General features: G+C 44.9%; 23 protein-coding genes. 15 read left to right on the top strand and 8 right to left on the bottom strand.

Annotated elements, in window-relative coordinates:
• Nucleotides 1-171: 171 nt before the first annotated feature.
• The 4 genes from R7044_RS02970 (at nucleotide 172) to R7044_RS02955 (ending at nucleotide 5,252) form a co-directional block, all read left to right on the top strand.
• A complete protein-coding gene (locus tag R7044_RS02970; RefSeq protein ID WP_115386471.1) occupies nucleotides 172-1,572 on the top strand; it encodes an FAD-dependent oxidoreductase in 1,401 nt (466 codons plus the stop codon).
• Between the two features lie 113 nt (nucleotides 1,573-1,685).
• A complete protein-coding gene (locus tag R7044_RS02965; RefSeq protein WP_115386472.1) occupies nucleotides 1,686-2,810 on the top strand; it encodes a M14-type cytosolic carboxypeptidase in 1,125 nt (374 codons plus the stop codon).
• A 455-nt stretch (nucleotides 2,811-3,265) separates the two neighbouring features.
• A complete protein-coding gene (locus R7044_RS02960) occupies nucleotides 3,266-4,246 on the top strand; it encodes an OmpA family protein (protein ID WP_065275126.1) in 981 nt (326 codons plus the stop codon).
• Between the two features lie 136 nt (nucleotides 4,247-4,382).
• Nucleotides 4,383-5,252: a LysR substrate-binding domain-containing protein gene (locus tag R7044_RS02955; RefSeq protein ID WP_115386473.1), complete on the top strand. Its 870-nt coding sequence runs from the start codon at nucleotides 4,383-4,385 to the stop codon at nucleotides 5,250-5,252.
• Between the two features lie 68 nt (nucleotides 5,253-5,320).
• Here the strand turns inward: R7044_RS02955 and R7044_RS02950 are convergent, their stop codons facing one another.
• A complete protein-coding gene (locus tag R7044_RS02950) occupies nucleotides 5,321-6,196 on the bottom strand; it encodes a LysR family transcriptional regulator (RefSeq protein WP_005384388.1) in 876 nt (291 codons plus the stop codon).
• Between the two features lie 248 nt (nucleotides 6,197-6,444).
• Here R7044_RS02950 and R7044_RS02945 point away from each other — a divergent pair, with 248 nt between their 5' ends.
• Nucleotides 6,445-6,681: a hypothetical protein gene (locus R7044_RS02945; RefSeq protein WP_054579233.1), complete on the top strand. Its 237-nt coding sequence runs from the start codon at nucleotides 6,445-6,447 to the stop codon at nucleotides 6,679-6,681.
• A gap of 121 nt (nucleotides 6,682-6,802) precedes the next feature.
• On the opposite strand, the gene R7044_RS02940 is transcribed toward R7044_RS02945, so the two are convergent.
• The gene (locus tag R7044_RS02940; protein WP_017819764.1) at nucleotides 6,803-8,173 is read right to left on the bottom strand and encodes an L-serine ammonia-lyase; all 1,371 of its coding nucleotides are present in this window, start codon (nucleotides 8,171-8,173) and stop codon (nucleotides 6,803-6,805) included.
• Nucleotides 8,174-8,304: 131 nt separating this feature from the next.
• On the opposite strand from R7044_RS02940, the gene R7044_RS02935 reads away from it, so the two are divergent.
• Nucleotides 8,305-9,147: a YdcF family protein gene (locus R7044_RS02935; RefSeq protein WP_225455337.1), complete on the top strand. Its 843-nt coding sequence runs from the start codon at nucleotides 8,305-8,307 to the stop codon at nucleotides 9,145-9,147.
• Here the strand turns inward: R7044_RS02935 and R7044_RS02930 are convergent.
• Nucleotides 9,137-9,793, bottom strand: a complete 657-nt coding sequence (locus R7044_RS02930; protein WP_005374025.1) for a hypothetical protein — start codon at nucleotides 9,791-9,793, stop codon at nucleotides 9,137-9,139. The genes R7044_RS02935 and R7044_RS02930 overlap by 11 nt on opposite strands.
• A gap of 249 nt (nucleotides 9,794-10,042) precedes the next feature.
• Nucleotides 10,043-10,309, bottom strand: a complete 267-nt coding sequence (locus R7044_RS02925; protein ID WP_005374023.1) for a DUF333 domain-containing protein — start codon at nucleotides 10,307-10,309, stop codon at nucleotides 10,043-10,045.
• A 277-nt stretch (nucleotides 10,310-10,586) separates the two neighbouring features.
• Between R7044_RS02925 and R7044_RS02920 the strand changes: the two genes are divergently transcribed.
• Nucleotides 10,587-11,105, top strand: a complete 519-nt coding sequence (locus R7044_RS02920) for an NUDIX hydrolase (protein ID WP_005374021.1) — start codon at nucleotides 10,587-10,589, stop codon at nucleotides 11,103-11,105.
• A gap of 435 nt (nucleotides 11,106-11,540) precedes the next feature.
• On the opposite strand, the gene R7044_RS02915 is transcribed toward R7044_RS02920, so the two are convergent.
• The 4 genes from R7044_RS02915 to flgA form a co-directional block, all read right to left on the bottom strand.
• On the bottom strand, nucleotides 11,541-12,287 hold the full coding sequence (locus R7044_RS02915; RefSeq protein ID WP_042523341.1) for a lytic transglycosylase domain-containing protein: 747 nt from the start codon (nucleotides 12,285-12,287) through the stop codon (nucleotides 11,541-11,543).
• The gene (gene flgN / locus R7044_RS02910; protein WP_005374018.1) at nucleotides 12,268-12,705 is read right to left on the bottom strand and encodes a flagellar export chaperone FlgN; all 438 of its coding nucleotides are present in this window, start codon (nucleotides 12,703-12,705) and stop codon (nucleotides 12,268-12,270) included. The genes R7044_RS02915 and flgN overlap by 20 nt, the downstream gene beginning before the upstream one ends.
• Before the next feature lie 20 nt (nucleotides 12,706-12,725).
• Nucleotides 12,726-13,007 (bottom strand): flagellar biosynthesis anti-sigma factor FlgM, encoded by a 282-nt coding sequence (gene flgM / locus R7044_RS02905; protein ID WP_005374016.1) that lies wholly within the window; start codon nucleotides 13,005-13,007, stop codon nucleotides 12,726-12,728.
• 136 nt (nucleotides 13,008-13,143) lie between these two features.
• Nucleotides 13,144-13,941: a flagellar basal body P-ring formation chaperone FlgA gene (flgA, locus tag R7044_RS02900; RefSeq protein ID WP_025768020.1), complete on the bottom strand. Its 798-nt coding sequence runs from the start codon at nucleotides 13,939-13,941 to the stop codon at nucleotides 13,144-13,146.
• A 77-nt stretch (nucleotides 13,942-14,018) separates the two neighbouring features.
• Between flgA and flgB the strand changes: the two genes are divergently transcribed.
• Genes flgB through R7044_RS02860 form a run of 8 tightly spaced genes read left to right on the top strand, consistent with a single transcriptional unit; the run spans nucleotide 14,019 to nucleotide 20,104 of the window.
• Nucleotides 14,019-14,381 carry a flagellar basal body rod protein FlgB gene (gene flgB / locus R7044_RS02895; protein WP_005374013.1) on the top strand — a complete coding sequence of 121 codons (363 nt, stop codon included), beginning with the start codon at nucleotides 14,019-14,021 and terminating at the stop codon, nucleotides 14,379-14,381.
• 2 nt (nucleotides 14,382-14,383) lie between these two features.
• On the top strand, nucleotides 14,384-14,818 hold the full coding sequence (gene flgC, locus R7044_RS02890; protein ID WP_176311422.1) for a flagellar basal body rod protein FlgC: 435 nt from the start codon (nucleotides 14,384-14,386) through the stop codon (nucleotides 14,816-14,818).
• On the top strand, nucleotides 14,818-15,501 hold the full coding sequence (gene flgD / locus R7044_RS02885) for a flagellar hook assembly protein FlgD (protein WP_005384410.1): 684 nt from the start codon (nucleotides 14,818-14,820) through the stop codon (nucleotides 15,499-15,501). The genes flgC and flgD overlap by 1 nt, the downstream gene beginning before the upstream one ends.
• 27 nt (nucleotides 15,502-15,528) lie before the next feature.
• Nucleotides 15,529-16,725, top strand: coding sequence for a flagellar hook protein FlgE (gene flgE, locus R7044_RS02880; protein ID WP_005374010.1), 1,197 nt, complete (start codon nucleotides 15,529-15,531; stop codon nucleotides 16,723-16,725).
• 12 nt (nucleotides 16,726-16,737) lie between these two features.
• On the top strand, nucleotides 16,738-17,469 hold the full coding sequence (gene flgF / locus R7044_RS02875) for a flagellar basal-body rod protein FlgF (protein ID WP_005374009.1): 732 nt from the start codon (nucleotides 16,738-16,740) through the stop codon (nucleotides 17,467-17,469).
• A 24-nt stretch (nucleotides 17,470-17,493) separates the two neighbouring features.
• Entirely contained in the window at nucleotides 17,494-18,279 is a 786-nt protein-coding gene (flgG, locus tag R7044_RS02870) for a flagellar basal-body rod protein FlgG (RefSeq protein WP_005374008.1), read from the top strand.
• Nucleotides 18,280-18,311: 32 nt separating this feature from the next.
• Nucleotides 18,312-18,983, top strand: a complete 672-nt coding sequence (gene flgH / locus R7044_RS02865) for a flagellar basal body L-ring protein FlgH (protein WP_017635111.1) — start codon at nucleotides 18,312-18,314, stop codon at nucleotides 18,981-18,983.
• A complete protein-coding gene (locus tag R7044_RS02860) occupies nucleotides 18,968-20,104 on the top strand; it encodes a flagellar basal body P-ring protein FlgI (RefSeq protein WP_086026720.1) in 1,137 nt (378 codons plus the stop codon). Before flgH ends, R7044_RS02860 begins: the two co-directional genes overlap by 16 nt.
• The last annotated feature ends 2 nt before the right edge of the window (nucleotides 20,105-20,106 follow it).

Genomic DNA, 20,106 nt, shown 5'->3' with positions numbered 1-20,106 from the left:
GTTTTGGGGAGCCACGAGCTCCCCATTTTGTTTTTGTTGGAAGCGAAAATTCGCACACTCTCAGTGCAACATTTTCTATCGCTCAGCGTTAGATTTTCTTGCTCGTTGATTGTCATCATCGTTTGTAAAGTGTTTGCGGAAATGGATGTAACGCACTAACGAGGATACCCGATGACACATCATTCATATTGGTTCAAGCAGGCAATTGAAGCTGAGCAACCAGAAACGCCACAACCGTTACAGCAGAACATTAATACTGACGTTGCGATTGTTGGTGGCGGATACACCGGACTTTGGACCGCGATTATGATTAAGCAGCAATCTCCGGAAAAAAAGGTAGTCGTGATTGAAAAAGGCCTTTGTGGCAGTGGTGCATCGGGCGCAAACGGCGGTTGTATGCTGACTTGGTCGACAAAGTTTCCGACATTGAAACGGTTATTCGGTGAAGAACATGCTGCTTGGTTGGTAAAAGAGTCGGAACAAGCAGTGCTAGAGATTGACGACTTTTGTCAGCAGCACAACATCGATGCGCAATTATCGTTGAAAGGGGTTTATTACACTGCAACCAATCAGGCTCAAACTGGGGGAATGCAGCCAGTTGTGGACGAGTTAAAGCGATTAGAAGTGAACAGTTGGCGTCGTTGCTCGGTGGAGGAACTGCGTGCCAATGCGGGATCGCCGCGCAATATAGAAGGCTTTCACTCTCCAGTTGCAGCCAGCGTTCAACCTGCTTTATTGGCGAGAGGATTAAGACGCGTCGCAATGGAGTTGGATGTTGAAATCTATGAGAATACGCCGATGACGCGTCTAGATTATGGAAAACCTGCCACTGTCTGTACACCTAAAGGAAATGTTCAAGCGCAGCAGGTGGTGTTGGCATTGAACGCATGGATGGTGGAGCAGTTTAAACAGTTTAAAAACAGTATCGTGGTGGTCTCTTCCGACATGGTGATCACCAAGCCGCTTGGTGACGCACTACCTCAATCTGGTTGGCAGGCAGGTTCTAGTGTGTTGGATTCTCGTATTTTTGTACACTATTACCGAGATACGCCAGATGGCCGTTTGATGTTGGGGAAAGGCGGCAATCAGTTTTCTTTCAATAACCAAGTTGACGCAATGTTTAACAAGCCAACACGCTACCAAGGTCTACTGCGTAAGTCGTTCGATAAGTTGTTTCCTCGTTTGAGAGGCGAGGAGTTTGCTTATTCATGGACGGGGGGCTCTGATCGTTCTGCTACTGGTTTCCCTTTTTTCGGCGATCTAGATAAACAGAGCAATATCTTTTACGGATTTGGTTATTCAGGCAATGGTGTAGCGCAGACTCGCATGGGCGGAAAGATCCTATCTTCATTGATATTGGGAATCGATAACGAGTGGACGAACAGTGGTTTAGCCAAAGGACCGTTGGGGTGTTTCCCACCAGAACCGCTTCGCTGGACCGGGGCTATGATAGTGCGCAACGCGGTACGTCGAAAAGAGGAAGCAGAAGATAACGAGAAAACGCCGTTTATCTGGGATAAGTGGCTAGCAAAACTTGCAGGACCAGCAGGTAAAGCGGATAAGCTTGACTAAACTGAAGACTTTAGCCACAAACGAGACAGTTTGCAGTGAAAGTCATTGGGGCGCGATGAAGCCTTGTGTTAGCCTCTGTCTTTCAAGCTCAGATTTAAAAGGTGAGTCATAAAATGAAAGTATTCAGCAACTTCGATAGCGGCAGCATTCACGTAGTGAAAGCGGACGACAAAAACGACATCCAACTCAAAATTCCTAACGACAATATGTCGGAATTCTACCAGTGGTTCCACTTCCGTCTTGAGACAGAAGTCGAGCAATCACACACCATCAAATTGCTTGATTTGGCTAAATCGGCTTATCCAGAAGGATGGCAAGGTTACGATGTGGTTGCGTCTTACGATCGTGAAGAATGGTTCCGACTACCGGCAGAGTTCGATGGCGACACGCTGACTTTCACTGTAATCCCTGAGCGCAGCTCAATTTACTTCGCGTACTTTGCGCCATACACGTACGATCGTCATTTAGACTTGTTACACATGGCACAAAGCGCGCACCACTGCCAACTAGAGACGCTTGGTCATACGCTAGATGGCAATGACATGAGCTTGCTTACTTTCGGTGAGCCAGAAGAAGGCAAAAAGAAAATCTGGATGATTGCACGTCAGCACCCAGGTGAGACAATGGCGGAATGGTTCATGGAAGGTATGATCCAACGTCTGTTAGATGAAAACGACACGGTTGCGCGTGCATTGCTTGAAAAAGCGGTGCTTTACGTCGTACCAAATATGAACCCAGACGGTGGTATTCGCGGTCACTTGCGTACCAACGCAGTAGGTGTAAACCTAAATCGTGAATGGCAAACGCCATCAATGGAAAAGAGCCCAGAAGTCTACCTTGTGCGTCAGCGCATGCTGGAAACGGGTGTTGACATGTTTTTAGATATCCATGGCGATGAAGCGATTCCGTATAACTTCGTCGCTGGCTCAGAAGGTATTCCTTCTTACGATGAAAATCTTGCCGCTTTAGAGGCATCATTTAAGCAAGCGTTATTGACTATTACGCCAGAGTTCCAAGATGAGATTGGTTACGATAAAGATGAGCGTGGTAAAGCGAATTTGACTGTGGGTTCAAATTGGGTTGCAGAGCAGTTCAAATGCTTGTCTTACACAATCGAAATGCCATTTAAAGATAACAACAATCACCCAGATCCACTTTACGGTTGGTCTCCTGAGCGTAGTGTCTTGTTTGGACAAGATGTATTAGCTGCAACGTTAACCGTAGCGGATAAAATTTAGCGCGACGAGTTAACGCTTTTTCATTATTTCGAAAACAGCTCATTTTAAATGAGCTGTTTTTTTGTGCTCTCCATATCCACGCTCCCCTGTAAAAATTTGTTGCCATTCACAAGCTTAAATGATGATTCTTAAATTTGAGAAAGTGGCTTTTTATGGTGATTTGCGTCACAGAAAGTTGGCTTCTTTGTGATATTCTCCGCAACGAATTGACTATGGCTAAACCAACGCAACGAACTTTATTTTTCGGTTGGGTATGCGGATGAAGCTCATGAATAGATGGTCTTGAGGTTACCTTTTTCCGTTTTACGTCATTGGCGTTTGAATATCATTTTTGATTCTTTCCTACGCTATTTAGCTATTTCTATTCGAAGAAAAGAGAAAGTTACGGCTTCATATTTTACGGCAGTATGCTGCCGCGATGTGTTGCTTTGTGTACAAGAAAAAGGAAAAGAATAATGAAAAAAATCGCTATAGCAGTGGCTACTGTACTTGCTGGTGGTGTGATCTCAAACGTTGCACTTGCTGACACTTACATGGGCGGTAAAATAGGTTACAACTCTCTAAACGATGCGTGTTACCTAAACGAACCTTGTGACGACGACAGTTTTGCAGCATCTATGCACTTAGGCTACAGCTTCAACAAGTACGTTGCAGCAGAGTATGGTGTTGATTACCTTGGTGACTTCACTGCAAACTTCAAAAAGCCTGGCCTAAACACAGTTGACGGTGACCTATGGGCACTAACTCTAGCTCCTAAGTTCAACCTACCACTAACGGATTCTTGGAATCTATTCGCGAAAGTTGGTGCTGCATACATGATGGCTGGTGACGAGAAAGATTTCGTACCAACTGGCTCTCTGGGTGCTGAATACCAAATCAACTACAACTGGAGCCTACGTGCTGAATACCAACGCTACCAAGATATGTCTGATGATGTAATTGAAGACATGGATTCAGATTTCTTCGGTATCGGTTTCAACTACAAGTTTGGTTCTGAGCCAGTCGTTCAAGAAAAAGCCGTTGAAGAGGTGGTAGAAGCACGTCCTGCAACCCGCATTGTAGATCACGTTTACCCTGCTCAAACAACAGCGACAGTACAATTCGACTTAGAAAGTGCAGAAGTGAAAGACGCGTCGAACCTTTCTGGTACCGTTGATTTGATGAATACTTACCCACAAGCTCAAGTTGAGATCACGGGTTACAGCGATACGACAGGTTCTGCTGCTTACAACAAGCAACTCACAGAAAAACGTGCGAAAGCCGTTGCTGACGAGTTCCAAGCAAAAGGTATTGCGGCTGAGCGTATGACAGTGAAAGGCATGGGTGAAGCTAACCCAGTAGCAAGCAACGAAACACGTCAAGGTCGTCAAATGAACCGTCGTGTTGAAGTAGTTGTCCCTGCGTTTGAATACCAAACCACTGAGAAAGCAGAATAATTCCTGCTTAAGATAAAGTTCCAAAAGCCAGCGTGTATCACGCTGGCTTTTTTGATCCCGCTTAACAAACTCAGCACTTTCATCAATTTGTCATCACCAGTTCATACCATGGCTGCCAAGTGTTTGGGAGAGTGTTATGCAAAGTTTACCGCCGCTTAATTTGCTCCGAGCGTTTGAAGCCACGGCGCGATTACAGAGCTTCACTAAAGCCGCAGAGGAGCTAAATGTGACCCGTGCGGCCGTCAGTCAGCAGGTGAAATCGCTAGAACTGCAGTTAAATGCAACATTATTCGAGCGCAAGGGTACGCATCTTACGCTGACCAGCTCAGCAAAAGAATACTGGCCTGTGGTTAACCATGTGCTTCAAACATTATCGACCACGACGCAGCATTTATTTACTCGTCCCAAGAATACGCAAGTTAACTTACATGTCGCTCACAGCTTTTGCTCTCAGTGGTTAATGCCAAGATTGGCTGATTTTCAGCGACAATTCCCAGACATTTCCTTTAAAGTCTCGACAACTGCTAATACAGTTCCAAACGCCAGTGCGATTGCGGATATCGAAATTATTAACGGAGATGGAGATTGGCAAGAGCAAGAAGCCATACGATTAACCCAAGAAAACTGGATTGTTGTCGCAAGCCCCGGCTTTATGCATTTAAACCCGATAAATGACCTCTCGCAGTTAGCTAAAGCGCCTAAAATCTGTACTAGTGGTTATCATGAATCTTGGCAAGAGTGGCTTTCACACCAAGGTTACCAAGGGAAGGTGAGCAAAGTCGTCGCCGAGTTTGAACACTCATTGCTTGCTATTCATGCTGCGATTAATCAACTTGGCGTGTTGCTGGTAAGAGACTTTCTTGTTGAGGATGAGCTGCAACAGGGCGTATTAGTCCAGGCTGGAAATTGGCATATGCCAAGTTCTGGTGCACATTATATGGTGGTTCGAGCATCCGAAAAATCACACGTAAACACCTTTGCTCAATGGTTAATACAGAGTCTTTAATGTTCGTTCAGCGAGTAAGTAGAGCGCATGTGTGGTTTGGCTATTATTAGCAGTAGCAAGTCATCAGTCTAGGACTGAGCGACATGCTTAATGACATCTAATAACCACTGATTTACCGGAGCTTGCTGTTGAGAGCGACGACAGCTCATCACGTAGCGAACATCAAGCTCTAGCCCAGCAGGAAGCGCGATACTCCGGCAACCCTTAGGAACATGTCCACTCATCGTTATGCCAAAATGATTCGTTTGCAGAAGCACTTTTTGAATCATCGCTGGATGCTCAATTTCCACTTTAGGTGTGGTTCTAAAACCCATATGTTTGAGCCTTTCCAACACTGGGTATCGGTAGTCGTTCCATCCCGGCGTTTTAAAAAGTATAAAAGGGTATTCTTCTAGTTCTTGGGAGTTTTGAGCGGGATGATCTTGTCGAACAAAAAATACCGCTTTTCCTCGCCCTAGTTCGGTCTGAACAATTGACTGTGGCAGATCTTCATCAAAGTAATGAATCGCAATGGCGTTTTCACCGTCAATTAATCGTTTTTTTGCTTCGCTACCCCAGCGCAAACATGAGAATTTTGCGTTTGGGGCGTGCTTTAGTAACTCCAAGTAAAACTTGTCACCAAAGTACTCCCAAAACAATGTGTTGGCATAAATAGTGATTGAACCGTCAAAATGAGCTGGTGAAAAATGCTGTGGTTTGATGGAATCAATACTGTTGATTATTTGCTCAAAATGCGCAATGTTCGCTTCCACAAAAGCTGTTGGTTCAAAGCCATTTTTGGTCTGAACGAATAGCGGATCATTGAGCTGAGTTTTCATCTTTGTCAGATTTTTGCTGATTGCTCCTGACGTTTTACCGAGTGATTCTGCGACTAACCGGACGTTACGTAACTCATACATCCGTTTTAATACCAAAATATTTTGAATATCCAGATTAACGCTCATACATTGTCTCGCTTGGCTTTTGTCGACAAATCATATCGCTGAATTTCTTAAGAAAAGACAACGCTCGGTCAATTTAAGTTGCTGCCTTATCCCTGATTTATTGAAGGTAACGATAAGTTATTCTTGGTTACATCAGTTTATTAGCATGGATTTCCATTTGGTAAATAATGGCTTTCCTCGTATGAGCGCGTTTCTGTTGTTACAGTTTTTCCACCGACAGAAAGTAAGAACGATAATAGAGGTGATGTATGAAAAAACTAATCGCACTTGTTTTGATGGTTTGCTCAACAAACGTAGCATTTGCTGGTGATGGGTCATACACGGGCACGATTGATATGACGATGGCAACGAAAAATCAGGTTGACGTAGAGCGTTCAGATTCTCAATTGACGCTGAAGGGTCGCAATGAAATGGCCTATGGCGGTGTAACAATCCATTCGGATGCTGCAACTCAAAAAATTGAACTTCGTGGTCGACGTGATTAATCGAATAGTTTCTTGTTAAGAAAATGCCGCGAAGAACGCGGCATTTCTATATGTAATATCATCAGATCATAATTACCAGATAAGCGTATGGTGAGAAGCTAAGCGCAATGACCACCTGCCATTATTCGCATGGCGGTGCCATATGAATGACAGCTAAGCCCCCCAAAGAGGTTTCACGGTATTTTTTATTCATATCTTTACCAGTCTGATACATGGTTTCGATAACTTTATCTAAAGAAATTAAACATTTACTTGTGCGCTTTAATGCCATACGCGATGCATTAATCGCTTTCATTGCTCCCATGGCATTTCTTTCAATACAAGGTACTTGAACCAAGCCGCCAATCGGGTCACAAGTCATACCCAATGAATGCTCCATCGCAATTTCCGCAGCAATACAAATCTGCTCGTTACTGCCCCCTCTTAGCGCTGTTAAGCCAGCGGCAGCCATGGATGAAGAAACCCCAACTTCTCCCTGACACCCCACTTCTGCACCAGAAATTGACGCGTTAGTTTTATATAAGATGCCGATAGCGCCGGCGACTGCGAGAAAGTCTTTTAGCTGTTTAACATCGAGCTCTTTGATGAAGCGATGGTAGTACATCAATACCGCCGGAATCACCCCTGCTGCACCATTCGTTGGAGAAGTGACGACTTGCCCTCCTGCTGCATTTTCTTCACTAACCGCAAAGGCGAAGAGATTGATCCAATCCATGATCTCCATCGGATCGTTTTCAACTGCAGCGTTGGCTTCGAGCTTTTTCAAAAGGTTTGGTGCTCGACGAGTGACATTTAGACCACCTTCCAAAATCCCTTCCGTATCGAAGCCACGTTGCATGCAGAGCGACATCACTTTCCAAATTTGCTCTGCTCTTTGGTTAATTTCTTCGTCTGAGCGAAATGCGAGTTCGTTTTGGAGGATCATGCCTCCCAAGCTGAAACCGTTCGTCTCGGCTTTTTCCAGCATCTCATCTGCGGATGTAAACGGAAATGGTACTGCGACCTCATCTTGTTGCGTGCCGTTCTCTAGTTCGTCGGCGGTGGCGATGAATCCGCCCCCAATGGAGTAATAAATTTCAAACGCTACTTGATCTCCAGCAGCGTCTAATGCCGTAATCGTCATGCCATTTTCATGCAGGGGAAGGTTGTCGCTATGAAAGACGATGTCATGGTCGTAGCTAAACTCAATCTGGTGTGTACCGGCGAGCATGAGCGTATTATTGTCTATGGTATTTTGTAGCGCACTTTTGGCACTGCTCATTTTGATGGTATCAGGTTTATTTCCCATCAAACCAAGGACCGTGGCTCGGTCTGTATGGTGCCCTCGACCTGTCAGTGACAATGAGCCATAAAGGTCCACTTGCACCCGATGCACTTTCGCCATAGAGTCGCTAACTAGCTGAGTGAAATGGAATCCGGCAAGCATAGGACCATTAGTATGGGAGCTGGATGGCCCGACACCAATTTTAAATATATCGAAAATCGACAGCATAATTGACTTCCTTTAGCAGTGAACCTTTATAAAGGTCTCTAGAACAGTGTTGTTAACTAGATGTTAAAGCTTGTGGGTCGGGAGTGAAAGAAGATTTTTGTAACACTGCCAACTAAGCGTGAGATTTTAAAATGAAGTTAGACAACATCGTCATCGTTTTAGGTAAACGCCTCGTCAATAACAAATTGACCTCTGAGGGCATAACCAGAGTCGAAGTTTTGTCTTGTAGGACTGCATCACTACCGACAGAGCGAACGGCGATTATTTTTTGTGGCGGAGTAACGCAAGGACAAAGCGTTTCTGAAGCAGAGGCGATGTACGCGTATTTTAGAACCCTAAACGCAGACTCTGTGACTCCGTTCCCTGAACGTCATATACTCTTAGAAACGGAGTCGTTGAACACGTTTCAAAACATGCGTTATGTTTCCCAAGTTTTGTGCAAAAGTGGGTTGTTCGAGTTATGGTTGGGGCATCCGGTTGAGGTTATCTTGCTGTCTAATGACTACCACCTCGAACGAATCATTGATATCCAGAATTTGATGGATGAGCAAGGCTTATTACGAGTACTTAAATCCGATTGCGAATCCATTGGGGTGACTCTCAATATTCCACTGGATATCAGCAAACATATTCGCGTGCCATACCCACATAAAGGGCTTATGGCGGAGACATTCTTGCTACTCGATGAACTCACAACCTACCGAGTTTATTTAGAAGGGGTCAAGCATGGCGCATTTTTCCGAGATTTATCAATTGTCCGAAAAAAGCCACTTATGATCGCAAGAGATGCTATTCACAAATTGCTCTCTTTACCGCTCGATAAAGAGGCTTTGCAACATATTGAAGAAATGAAAAAGGCCGTCGAAATGACGGCCTTGGATGAATCTATAGGTGCTGCGGAAAAGGCATTAAGTATCTTCCATCCGATACTGACTGCATTGAACCGTCGCTTTGATCCTGAGTCTATTCATTAAGCTCGCGTTTTGTACGGACGGCGCTTAATGCGATCAAGCAGTAGCAAAGCAGTTCTATACCTTCTTCTGAGATATTTTTAACATCACGGATGTAATTTTCATCCATCACTTGTTGCCAAAAACTACCCATACCATACAAACGAGAGAAGACTAATAATAGCATTACAGCACCAACTAATAGCTTCATATGTGGCACCGTTAAAATGGTCGCCATTTCGTTCATGGTACCTTTACCACCTTGGTAAGCTTTGGCGCAAGCCAGTGCGGTGACAGCAAGTGCTGGGAAAACCCAAGAGCCATGATGAATCATATCTGTCCAATAGTCCGTTTCGCGAATAATCAGTACTGCAAAAAATCCTGCAATCAAAATAGCCGCATGCTTTAGCTGAGGCTGTTGTTTCGATAAGCTGAAAAACGACCATGATGCAATAGCAAGCATCACAAGCTGGAGCGTTTCTGTAACGGAAAGCTCGCCAAGGCTTGATCCCAACACGACATAATCAAGACGAAGACTAAGGTTAACGAGAATACTTATAGCGACAATCATCAAGGCGTTTAAGCTTGATTTATAAATAATGCGCTTTGATTTTTCAGTAACAACGTTGCTTGGGGCTGACTCGGCTTCTTTTACTATTTGTGTTTTCATCTTGCTCACCTGTCCCAGAAAATGTGGAAGAAATGTGAATTAGTGTGATCTGTGTTTGGAATTTTATTGTCCAAGTGGAAAGTTATGTCAGAGGAATGTCAAGAATAGAACACTGTTCGATATAGGGTCGATGTGCGGTAAAGTCAGAGATATGTAAAAACAACGTAAGAACACTTTGATAAATCGAATAAAAAAGGAGCCAAAAGGCTCCTAAGTGATAGAGGGAAGGTGACGTATCGACAAAAATAATTAGTAGTTGTCACCCTCATTTTCTTTGTGATTCTCGCGATAGTATTCCCATTGCTCGACGCGTTCATTGTCCGACAGCACACAGTAAGTGACACGCTCGCCGTTTTCCGACACGGTATCCAGCTCACCACCTTGCTGAACACAGTATACGGCTGCGGGATTTGCAACGGAGGTATACTCAGTTGATCGGGTCGCTCCCTCGTAAGTTGAACAACCAGCCAGTACCAATGTTGCAGCCATAGCCATCATTAAATTTGTCTTTTTCATTCTTTATCTCCGCATGGGGTGGGCGAGTATTGTATTGATTATAAGCAACTTTAAGAGATTATTGTCTTATCGATGTTAAAAGTAAGAGGGACGTATAAGAATTTAGATATTCTCATTTATTGCTGATTAGCACGTCACACTTCTGTTCTAGGCGTATTGTTGTGAAGGTCATATCAATCACTTCCTGACAAGCGCTCGAACGTACCTGGTCTACAACAATGATTTAAAGTGTGAAATTCGGTAATATGCGCACAAAACATTGACCGTGGTATTTTCGATGAGACATTTAAAATCGACCGTTCATCCAGACATAGAGCATTTGGATGACAAAATTGTTTTTCAGCGCAATGCAGCGCGAGCCATTGTACTTGATGGTGAAGATGTGCTGTTGCTCTATACAGAACGTTACCATGACTACACGCTACCAGGCGGTGGTATTGATGATGGTGAAGATGTCATTGCTGGATTAGTCCGTGAATTAGAGGAAGAAACGGGCGCCCAAAATATACATGGTATTAAGCCTTTCGGAATCTTTGAGGAGTTTCGTCCGTGGTACAAGGATGACGCTGACGTGATGCACATGGTGTCGTATTGTTATACATGTAAAATCGAACGTGAGCTAGGCGAAACGGCGTATGAAGATTACGAAGTTAAAAATGGAATGCGCCCGGTATGGATGAACATACACGAAGCAATTGCACACAATGAAAAAACGATGGCAGAAAGCCCGAAAAAAGGCATGAGCATTGAGCGCGAAACGTTTTTACTTCAGTTGATTTCTAAAGAATTACTATAAACAGCTAGTTTGCATCATTACGACTTAGCTTCTGTTGGCTCTATTGTGGGCAAAGATTTTAGAGCAATAAAAAAGTCCGGACTCCCCCCCGGAACCCGGACTTATTCCAGACGCGCAAGCGAAGCGTCATCTTGATATGTTAGATTTGTTTCGAACTATGAAAACAATAGCTGTTTTACATTTAGTGTGTAAATAATTATTAGGTCTGACCATTGGTTTTCATGTTTTTTTGCAAACGCAATGTGACGCATATCTACCCAATTGCCAAGCGCAATTGGGGCGCTTTTTAGTAAACCACTACTCTTTCTTATCTTTGAGATACCTTACCTCAACTTTTTTGCACACGTTTGCATAGAGATCACGAGTTTTCAAATCCGCCGAACAGGATCTTGTGATTTTACGTTTCTCTGACATTGAGCTCTGTCGTAGCTTTTATCACAAATTAACTAGCGGAGGCAGTCGGCTAAAGTCGACCAGCGGTTGTGAAATCATAGGAGCGTCTGGAGCAAATAAGAGTAAAGGTTGAAATGATGAGGATTGTAACTGACCGATATCTATCAACTTTTCCAATGCATAGAAGCGGCTGACATATTGGCGAGTCTCGTTAGGCAGCGTGAGTTGTTGGAAATCTCGACTTCCTGCTCGCTGAATAGCACGTGCAACACGTCCTTCTCCGGCATTGTATGCAGCTAAAGTGAGAGCCATATTTTGATCGAATTTGTTGTATAAAAACGCCAGGTACTTGAGCGCGGCCGTTGTGCTAGCTTCTGTGTCAAAGCGATCGTCTTGTTTTGTATTTATCGTTAATCCGAAACGTTTCGCTGTGGCTGGTATCAGTTGCCAAAGTCCGGCGGCGTTAGCGTGAGAAACGGCTTTGGGGTTGTAAGAAGATTCTAACATTGGCACTAAGGCTAGGCTATTTGGTAATGAGTGGTTTTGAAGCTGTTTGAAAATGTGGTTAATTACCGGCTTGGATGAATCGAGACGCTTGGCAATTTGTGGCTTGTATGGGGCTAATACTTGATACTGCGTTTGAATATCGACAGCATTTGGTTTTGCCTGGCATGTGAATGGAAGGTAGGACAGAAAGGCAATAAAAATAAAAAGGCCTACAGTACTCAGCCGAGATGGCGACTGAATCTGTAGGCAAGACGAACATCGTTTAGAACGATTTATCTTCATAAGTGTGTTGCACAGGTTGTTTGAGTTGACTGACCAACTCATGGAACGCCGCAGAGCTGTGGCCATTGCTCTGATTGTATTGTTGGCACTGACTTACCAACGTTTCCAATAGCGCCCATTGTTTTCTAGCTTGCATACCTATTTGGGCAGGCAAAGCATTGAAAATTCGTTTTACGCTGGCGTCATTACACGCTAACCCCAGCGCTCGCATACACTGGCTTCTGTCATTGGCGGAGCGGCTGAGTTTATTGAGTATCGGCATTTGTTTCTGAACATTGTCGTTCAGTGCCTCTCCATCAAACTTTAAGTACAATACCTTTTGCTGCTGAAGCAAAGGAAGTAGTTGTTGATAAAGCTTAATATCCTCAGATATAGAGCGAACAAATTGTTGAATTCGCTGCGATACTGCGCTTGCCATGATGTCTTCCTAGCGTTTTATTACTCGTGACCTGTATGGAACTGCATGATTGCCTTGGATAGCACTTTTGTATCTAGGCTAAGTTCACCACGCGCTAATGCGTTGCGTACTTGTTCTACTTTTTCCATATCAACATCAGGTAGTGATGCCATTTCAGCTTGAGCGCGATCTATCGCTACGGTATTCGCTTGAAATGCAGGCTCGTGTACTTTGCTCTGTTCGACGACGTCGACAGGCTGTTTGCTTGCTTGCTGTAATTTTGTTTGTGGGACATGACCGCCCGCGACTTTGTCGATTTTCATGCTGTGGTCCTCATCATCATGTTCTAAATTAAGTAGGCGGTTAGAATGTGATAAACATTAAATATTTTTTTTGTACTCGAAGTTCAGTGTTACTGACGAGAGCCAAAATTAAAAAATGTTACCCCGAGTCAAAAAATCAAAATTGAGTATGAACCTGGTTTAATCCAGTTACGACTGCTCTTATGACCTTGCCCGAACTTGGGTTTTCCACGTCAATTTGTTGCCCTTTCGCTCCATCTTCTAAGGCGACTCCTTTTGTGCTGGCACTAAATCCATTTTTGCTCGCAATGACTATGACTTCATTGCCTTTCTCGATTAGAGGTGGGGCCGACAAATTGGATGGATTAACCACTTGTCCAGCCCTCAAACGACGAGAGGTTTCTAAGCCTACTGCTTGCTCGGGGCGAGTATAAAAATCGTCTTGGCGAGAGATGGTTCGGGTTTCAAGCTTTATGTGTTTAGCCGTTACGACTTCATTTCGGCCAACCGTGGTTGTCGCGACCAAAACAGGCAGAGTCAGCGAAGACTTTATCGTAACGTTAATTCGCCATGGTGATGCGATATTGTCGCAGCTGACTGAGCGCTTGAGGTTACCGACTGGCAACGTGTTGTTGTCACGACCTGTGATAACTAAAGGCGATTGACATTCTGGCAAGTGATTGGCGGAACCGGGCACCCACATGTCGAAGTCCAGTTTGTACTTCCCCCACTGATTGGAGAGCGCTACGCGATCCACCTCTTGTTCGAAATCCGTTGCTACAACGGACTTTATCTCTTCAACGCTGAGGGTTTTGTCATTGGTGTTGGCGAATGCTTGTTCTGATGTCAAAGCGAGTAACGTCAGCATTATTGTTGAGGAAGTGGACACTTTCCTCTTGTTTTTAATGCTTTCCGAGAACCGGAAGTTTGGCTTCCATCCTTGTTTGTAAGTCATTGATATATATAGCTATTTTTTATGGCACGTATCTTGTTTGTATGTTGGCGTATTCGAGCCAACTGTAAGGAAGATGCATGGCGATCACATTTGAAAATGCTTTAGGAGTACATCCAGAGGCACTTAATTTTCGCGTTCAGCGTACCAAAGTCCTCGCCAGTAACCTAGCAAATGTTGACACCCCTGGGTATTTGGCGAAAGACCTAAGTTTCACCACCGTAATGAACCAAGTAACGGCAGGTGGTGTGAACAAACCGGTGCCAAAGTTCCAGGTTCAGGCCCAATACTCGGTGCCTTACCAGAATAGCAAAAATGGCAACACCGTAGAGCTTGGTGTTGAACAAGCAAAATTCACGCAAAACAACATGGACTTTCAAACTAGCCTGACGTTTCTCAACATGAAATTTAATGGCTTAGCGAAAGCGATTGAGGGACGTTAATTATGTCATTCACTGATATTTACTCGATCACTGGTTCCGCGATGACAGCACAAACTGTGCGTCTTAATACGGTAGCCAGTAACTTAGCAAACGCAGATGCAGTATCTGCAAATCCAGAAGATGCTTATAAAGCGCTTAAGCCAGTATTTGCGACTGTGTACCAAAAAACGCAAATGACAACAGAAAATGGAGCTTATCCCAATGCAGAAGTTCGCATTGTTGACGTTGTTAAAAATGCTGGAGATGCAGAGAAGCGTTTTGAGCCGAACAACCCACTGGCTAATGATGACGGTTATGTGTTTTACCCAGATATTGATGTAGTTGCTGAAATGGCAGACATGATGTCCGCAACACGCAGCTTCGAAACGAATGTTGAAGTATTAGCCAATGTAAAAAGTATGCAGCAAGGTCTGCTTAGATTAGGGCAGGGCAGCTAATGAGTATTGCACAATACACCCCTTTATCGTCTGACGCTCCAGTAAATACAAAAGCAAAAGACAGCAACGGTATCTCACCAAACCCTAAAGACATGAACAGCGCTTCTTCATTGGAGAATGAGTTTATTTCTTTGATGGTGGCTCAAATTCAAAACCAAGACCCACTTAATCCCCTTGATGGTACGGAATACGTTGGTCAATTGGCTCAGTTCTCGCAGGTACAAAGTACCGAGAATATGTCTAAGACAATGCAACAGAGCATGGTGTTACTGGACAACATGCAAGTGCTATCAACAGCGGGCCTTGTTGGGCAAACGGTTTACGTCAATGCGGATGAATTTCAGCTTGGTGAAGACGTACAAAACGGAAAAATCGAACTCGCTCATAGCTCAAACCAAGTCACGTTAGTTGTTAAAGATGAATTTGGTCAATCAACTAAAGTGCCACTAGGTGCTCACGGCAAAGGTGACGTCGACTTTTCAATTAATCCTGAAGAACTTGGTCTTAAACCAGGCAAATACTCAGTGGCCGTAGAAGTGCAAGAAGGGCAAGCAAGTCCAAATGTGCTGATGGCAGGCACTGTTGAGCAAGTGCGCATTCCTAATACCGGTGGCGCAGCATTAGTCAATGTCCATGGCGTTGGCAACGTTCCTTTCTATCAAATCACTCAGTTTGGTGCTTAACCAAATACGGAAATCAGAGGTCTATTTATGAGTTTTAACATCGCACTAAGTGGTCTGGACGCGACCAACACAGAGCTAAACACAATCAGTCACAACATTGCCAACGCATCAACGTATGGTTTTAAAGGTGGCCGCACAGAATTCTCCGCTGTATATAACGGCATGCAACCTGGTGGTGTGGAAGTCGCGTCAATTTCACAGAACTTCGACAAAGACGGCAGTATCACAGGAACTGGTCGTGCGATGGACCTAGCTATTAATGGCGGTGGCTTTTTTGTTACTAAAGATAATATGGGTCAAATGTTGTACACACGTTCAGGTGTGTTCTCAACGGATAAGAACAACTTTGTTACGGCTAACAGCGGTGCAAAGCTTCAAGGTTACAGTGTCGATAGCAACAACAACCTAATGACAGGTTCTGTGGGTAATATTCAGGTATCGACTTCCTCACTGAATGCTAAAGCAACAGACAGCTTAGATTTTGTTGCGAACTTCGACGCAAGCGCGTCTGTTATTGATAAAGCCGTAACGCCATTCAATCCAAAAGATCCAAGCTCATTTAACTCGTCTTACACAACAAAAGTCTACGACTCACTGGGTAACTCGCACACGGTAACTCAGTACTTTACTAAGACTGCTTCTAACTCGTGGGAAGTGAACGTTCAAGTAGATGGCGGTACGACGCCAGTAGCAACTGTGCCTGTAACGTTTGGTAAAGACGGCTCGCTTTCAGCACCAACTGCGCCGTTTAATGTTTCATTCCCTGCTGCAGGCGCGAACGCGATGAGTGTAGACATTAACCTGAAAGGCAGCACGCAATTTGGTGCAGCTTTTGGCGTAAGTACTAATAGTCCTAACGGTTACACATCAGGTGAACTTGCAGGTGTACGCGTTGAAGGTAACGGCATGGTTTACGCGACTTACACTAACGGCCAATCACAGCTACAAGGTCAGGTTGTTCTTGCTGATTTTGCAAACACACAAGGCTTAGCGAAAGTGAGTGGAACATCATGGACTCAAAGCTTTAGCTCAGGTGCTCCAATTATGGGTGTTCCGGGTTCAGGTACGATGGGTGACCTAACTCCGGGTGCATTAGAAGGTTCTAACGTTGACTTAACCAGCGAGCTTGTTGCTCTAATGACTGCACAACGCAACTACCAAGCAAACGCAAAGACAATTTCTACCAGCGACAAGCTTACTCAAGCTTTGTTTAACGCGGTGTAATGGGAGTTTTGCATGGATAGTTTGTTATTTACGGCAACGTCGGGTGCCAGCCGAGTTCTTAAAGCGCAGCACGTTCGTTCAAACAACTTATCAAATGCTGATACTGCGGGTTTTCGAGCGGATATGGAGCGTGTGCGTAGTGTAGAGATGCAAGGCCCAGGTTTTGATGGTCGCACTATGGTTGTGACCAACTCTGCCTCAACACGTTTCGACGCTGGCGATATTGTGAAAACAGGACGTCCGTTGGACGTTGCGGTTATGGGGGAGGGATATCTCTCTGTAGAAACCCCAGCGGGTAACGAAGCTTACACCCGTGCAGGCAATATTCAGGTCGATACTTTTGGCGCTCTAACAATCAATGGGTTCCCTGTCCTCGGTGACAATGGTCCTTTGGTTGTGCCGGATTATCAAAAGATTGAAATCAGCGAGCGTGGTCAAGTCTCAGTGATCCCACCAGGTGGCGGCGCAGAAATTGTGGCAGGCACTTTGAAGTTGGTTAAACCGGAAATTAATCAACTGCAAAAAGAGAGCGATAGCTTGCTGCACAGCGTAGATGGCGTGCCATTCGCGGCAGATGAAACCGTGCAACTCTCTCCTGAGCACATTGAGGGCAGTAACGTATCTGCTATTGATGAATTGGTTAGTGTGATGTCGCTGACGCGCAACTTTGAAATGCAAGTTCGCATGATGAAAACGGCGGAAACTCTAGCAAAAGCTGGTAACAAATTAATGGCGGCGAGCTAAGTCTCGCCCCGCAAGGAGTAAAAAATGCATTCAGCATTATGGGTAAGTAAGACAGGCATGGCAGCGCAAGACACGAAGATGACTGCCATTTCTAACAACCTAGCAAACGTAAACACGGTTGGCTTTAAGCGTGACCGAGTCGTATTTGAAGATCTTTTCTACAGCATTCAGCGTCAACCAGGCGCACAAGTAGACCAAGTTAACGAACTACCAAGTGGTATTCAGCTAGGTAGCGGTGTTCGCGTTGTTGGCACACAAAAAGTGTTCACGCAAGGTAATACCCAAAACACAACGCAAGAGTTGGATCTTGCTGTAATGGGTCAGGGTTTCTTCCAAATAGAAAACTCGGACGGACAGATCATGTATACACGTAATGGTCAGTTCCATCGAAACTCAGAAGGCTTAATGGTGAACAGTCAGGGCCTGCCTTTAGAGCCTCAAATCCAGATCCCAGACAATGCGGTCTCTTTCTCTGTGGGTGTTGATGGCACAGTGACTACAACAACAGCAGATGATCCAACACCTCAGCAGCTTGGTCAAATTACACTTGCAAAATTCATCAATCCAGCCGGCTTAGAGGCCATGGGTGGCAACTTATTCCGTGAAACGGAAGCCAGCGGTCCAGCTGATGAGCTGATTGCAGGAGCTGATGGCGCCGGCATTATCAAGCAAGGTGCACTGGAAGGGTCAAACGTACAAGTAGTAGAAGAGATGGTCGACATGATCACCACTCAACGTGCGTATGAGATGAATGCGAAAGTGGTCTCTGCTGCAGATGACATGCTGAAGTTTGTTTCGCAATCAATGTAAGTATGAAATTGGTGATGATGAAGGAAAAAGCAATGAAATGGCTTTCTAAGAGTTGGGCAGTAGCCGCCGTGTTGCTGGTGGGATGTGCTGGCCGTCAGGAATTTATTCCGCCTGAGCCGAATGCTGAGGAATATGCACCACCAACGCTCGATTACACGCTGCCGGAAACCCAATCTGGTAGCCTTTATCGTCACCAATACACGATGACCCTGTTTCAGGATCGTCGTGCTTACCGAGTTGGCGATGTATTAACGGTTCAATTATCAGAAGAAACCTCATCGAGTAAAAATGCGGGTACTAAGTTCGGTAAAAGTTCAGCAATTAACTTTGTGGCTCCGACCATAGGCACGAAAACTATCGATGAGTTAGGGGTTAGCGTGGATGGCAAACGTAACTTCGATGGCAGTGCATCAAGTTCACAAGGCAACAAGCTTCAAGGTGCCATTACGGTAACGGTACACGAAGTATTACCTAATGGCGTATTGCGTATCAGCGGTGAAAAATGGCTTCGTCTGAATCAAGGCGACGAGTTTATTCGTCTAACCGGTATCGTCCGTGTGGATGATATTAACCGCAGTAACCAAGTTTCTTCTCAACGAATTGCTGATGCAAGAATTACCTACGCAGGTCGCGGAGCGCTAGCTGACAGCAACGCAGCCGGGTGGCTAACTCAGTTCTTCAACAGCCCATGGGTACCTTTCTAATGAAGACAATGCAATCTTTCTTTATGTCTCTCCTATTGGTGTTGACCTTGGGACTACCAGGCACTTCACGTGCTGAAGCGGAAATTCCGATCATGGACTTGGTCGATGTTCGCGGCATTCGAGAAAACCAACTGGTTGGTTATGGTTTGGTAGTTGGCTTAGCCGGCCAAGGTGACCGAAACCAAGTGAAATTTACCTCTCAATCTATTACCAACATGCTACGTCAGTTTGGGGTTCAAATTGATGACAGTATGAACCCTAAGCTACGAAATGTGGCTTCTGTGAGTGTGACAGCGTCCGTTGACCCAATGGCAGGCCCAGGACAAACGTTGGATGTGGTTGTGTCTTCAATCGGTGATGCAAAGAGCCTTCGCGGTGGTACGTTATTGCTAACGCCTTTACGTGGTATTGATGGCGAAGTGTACGCGATTGCGCAAGGTAACGTGGTTGTGGGCGGCTTATCTGCAGAGGGGCGAAGTGGCTCCAAAGTAGAAGTAAACACACCAACGGCGGGTCGCGTTCCGAATGGTGCGACTTTAGAGAGAGAAATCAAAACCGATTTCAACCAACGTGATGAAATCACCCTAAACCTGCGCAAGCCTAGCTTCACTACAGCAAAAAATATTGCGCGTGAAATTAACAACACTTTTGGGCCTAACGTTGCAGTTGCGATCAATAAAGCGCGCATTGATATGCGTGCACCAAAAGATACACAGCAGCGTGTCGTCATGATGTCGATGCTTGAAGAAATGAGCGTCGTTGAAGGCCGTAAACCTGCTCGTATTGTCTTTAACTCTCGCACTGGCACCGTAGTGATCGGTAAGAGTGTCAAAGTGAGTGAAGCAGCAGTAAGTCACGGTAACTTGACCGTGCGAATTTCTGAATCACAACAAGTTAGTCAGCCTAATGCGTTTGCAAATGGCGATACGAAAGTCGTTAACCAAACGGACCTTGATGTGAATGAAGATCTCGCTCAGATGGTGATTTGGCCTCCAGGCACGGAACTTAACACCATAGTTAATGCGGTAAATAGTTTAGGTGCCACGCCTACAGACTTGATGTCTATCCTGCAAGCTTTGAGTGAAGCAGGTGCATTGAACGCTGAATTGGTCGTGATATAAGG

It is taken from the genome of Vibrio sp. 1402 (assembly GCF_033340275.1).
This window is presented reverse-complemented; position numbering and strand designations above follow the sequence as displayed.

What these genes read in the sequence shown, in the direction of transcription:
- R7044_RS02970 (WP_115386471.1), top strand. Translation starts at nt 172, where the DNA reads ATGACACATCATTCATATTGGTTCAAGCAGGCAATTGAAGCTGAGCAA.
- R7044_RS02965 (WP_115386472.1), top strand. Translation starts at nt 1,686, where the DNA reads ATGAAAGTATTCAGCAACTTCGATAGCGGCAGCATTCACGTAGTGAAA.
- R7044_RS02960 (WP_065275126.1), top strand. Translation starts at nt 3,266, where the DNA reads ATGAAAAAAATCGCTATAGCAGTGGCTACTGTACTTGCTGGTGGTGTG.
- R7044_RS02955 (WP_115386473.1), top strand. Translation starts at nt 4,383, where the DNA reads ATGCAAAGTTTACCGCCGCTTAATTTGCTCCGAGCGTTTGAAGCCACG.
- R7044_RS02950 (WP_005384388.1), bottom strand. Translation starts at nt 6,196, where the DNA reads ATGAGCGTTAATCTGGATATTCAAAATATTTTGGTATTAAAACGGATG.
- R7044_RS02945 (WP_054579233.1), top strand. Translation starts at nt 6,445, where the DNA reads ATGAAAAAACTAATCGCACTTGTTTTGATGGTTTGCTCAACAAACGTA.
- R7044_RS02940 (WP_017819764.1), bottom strand. Translation starts at nt 8,173, where the DNA reads ATGCTGTCGATTTTCGATATATTTAAAATTGGTGTCGGGCCATCCAGC.
- R7044_RS02935 (WP_225455337.1), top strand. Translation starts at nt 8,305, where the DNA reads ATGAAGTTAGACAACATCGTCATCGTTTTAGGTAAACGCCTCGTCAAT.
- R7044_RS02930 (WP_005374025.1), bottom strand. Translation starts at nt 9,793, where the DNA reads ATGAAAACACAAATAGTAAAAGAAGCCGAGTCAGCCCCAAGCAACGTT.
- R7044_RS02925 (WP_005374023.1), bottom strand. Translation starts at nt 10,309, where the DNA reads ATGAAAAAGACAAATTTAATGATGGCTATGGCTGCAACATTGGTACTG.
- R7044_RS02920 (WP_005374021.1), top strand. Translation starts at nt 10,587, where the DNA reads ATGAGACATTTAAAATCGACCGTTCATCCAGACATAGAGCATTTGGAT.
- R7044_RS02915 (WP_042523341.1), bottom strand. Translation starts at nt 12,287, where the DNA reads ATGAAGATAAATCGTTCTAAACGATGTTCGTCTTGCCTACAGATTCAG.
- flgN (WP_005374018.1), bottom strand. Translation starts at nt 12,705, where the DNA reads ATGGCAAGCGCAGTATCGCAGCGAATTCAACAATTTGTTCGCTCTATA.
- flgM (WP_005374016.1), bottom strand. Translation starts at nt 13,007, where the DNA reads ATGAAAATCGACAAAGTCGCGGGCGGTCATGTCCCACAAACAAAATTA.
- flgA (WP_025768020.1), bottom strand. Translation starts at nt 13,941, where the DNA reads ATGACTTACAAACAAGGATGGAAGCCAAACTTCCGGTTCTCGGAAAGC.
- flgB (WP_005374013.1), top strand. Translation starts at nt 14,019, where the DNA reads ATGGCGATCACATTTGAAAATGCTTTAGGAGTACATCCAGAGGCACTT.
- flgC (WP_176311422.1), top strand. Translation starts at nt 14,384, where the DNA reads ATGTCATTCACTGATATTTACTCGATCACTGGTTCCGCGATGACAGCA.
- flgD (WP_005384410.1), top strand. Translation starts at nt 14,818, where the DNA reads ATGAGTATTGCACAATACACCCCTTTATCGTCTGACGCTCCAGTAAAT.
- flgE (WP_005374010.1), top strand. Translation starts at nt 15,529, where the DNA reads ATGAGTTTTAACATCGCACTAAGTGGTCTGGACGCGACCAACACAGAG.
- flgF (WP_005374009.1), top strand. Translation starts at nt 16,738, where the DNA reads ATGGATAGTTTGTTATTTACGGCAACGTCGGGTGCCAGCCGAGTTCTT.
- flgG (WP_005374008.1), top strand. Translation starts at nt 17,494, where the DNA reads ATGCATTCAGCATTATGGGTAAGTAAGACAGGCATGGCAGCGCAAGAC.
- flgH (WP_017635111.1), top strand. Translation starts at nt 18,312, where the DNA reads ATGAAATGGCTTTCTAAGAGTTGGGCAGTAGCCGCCGTGTTGCTGGTG.
- R7044_RS02860 (WP_086026720.1), top strand. Translation starts at nt 18,968, where the DNA reads ATGGGTACCTTTCTAATGAAGACAATGCAATCTTTCTTTATGTCTCTC.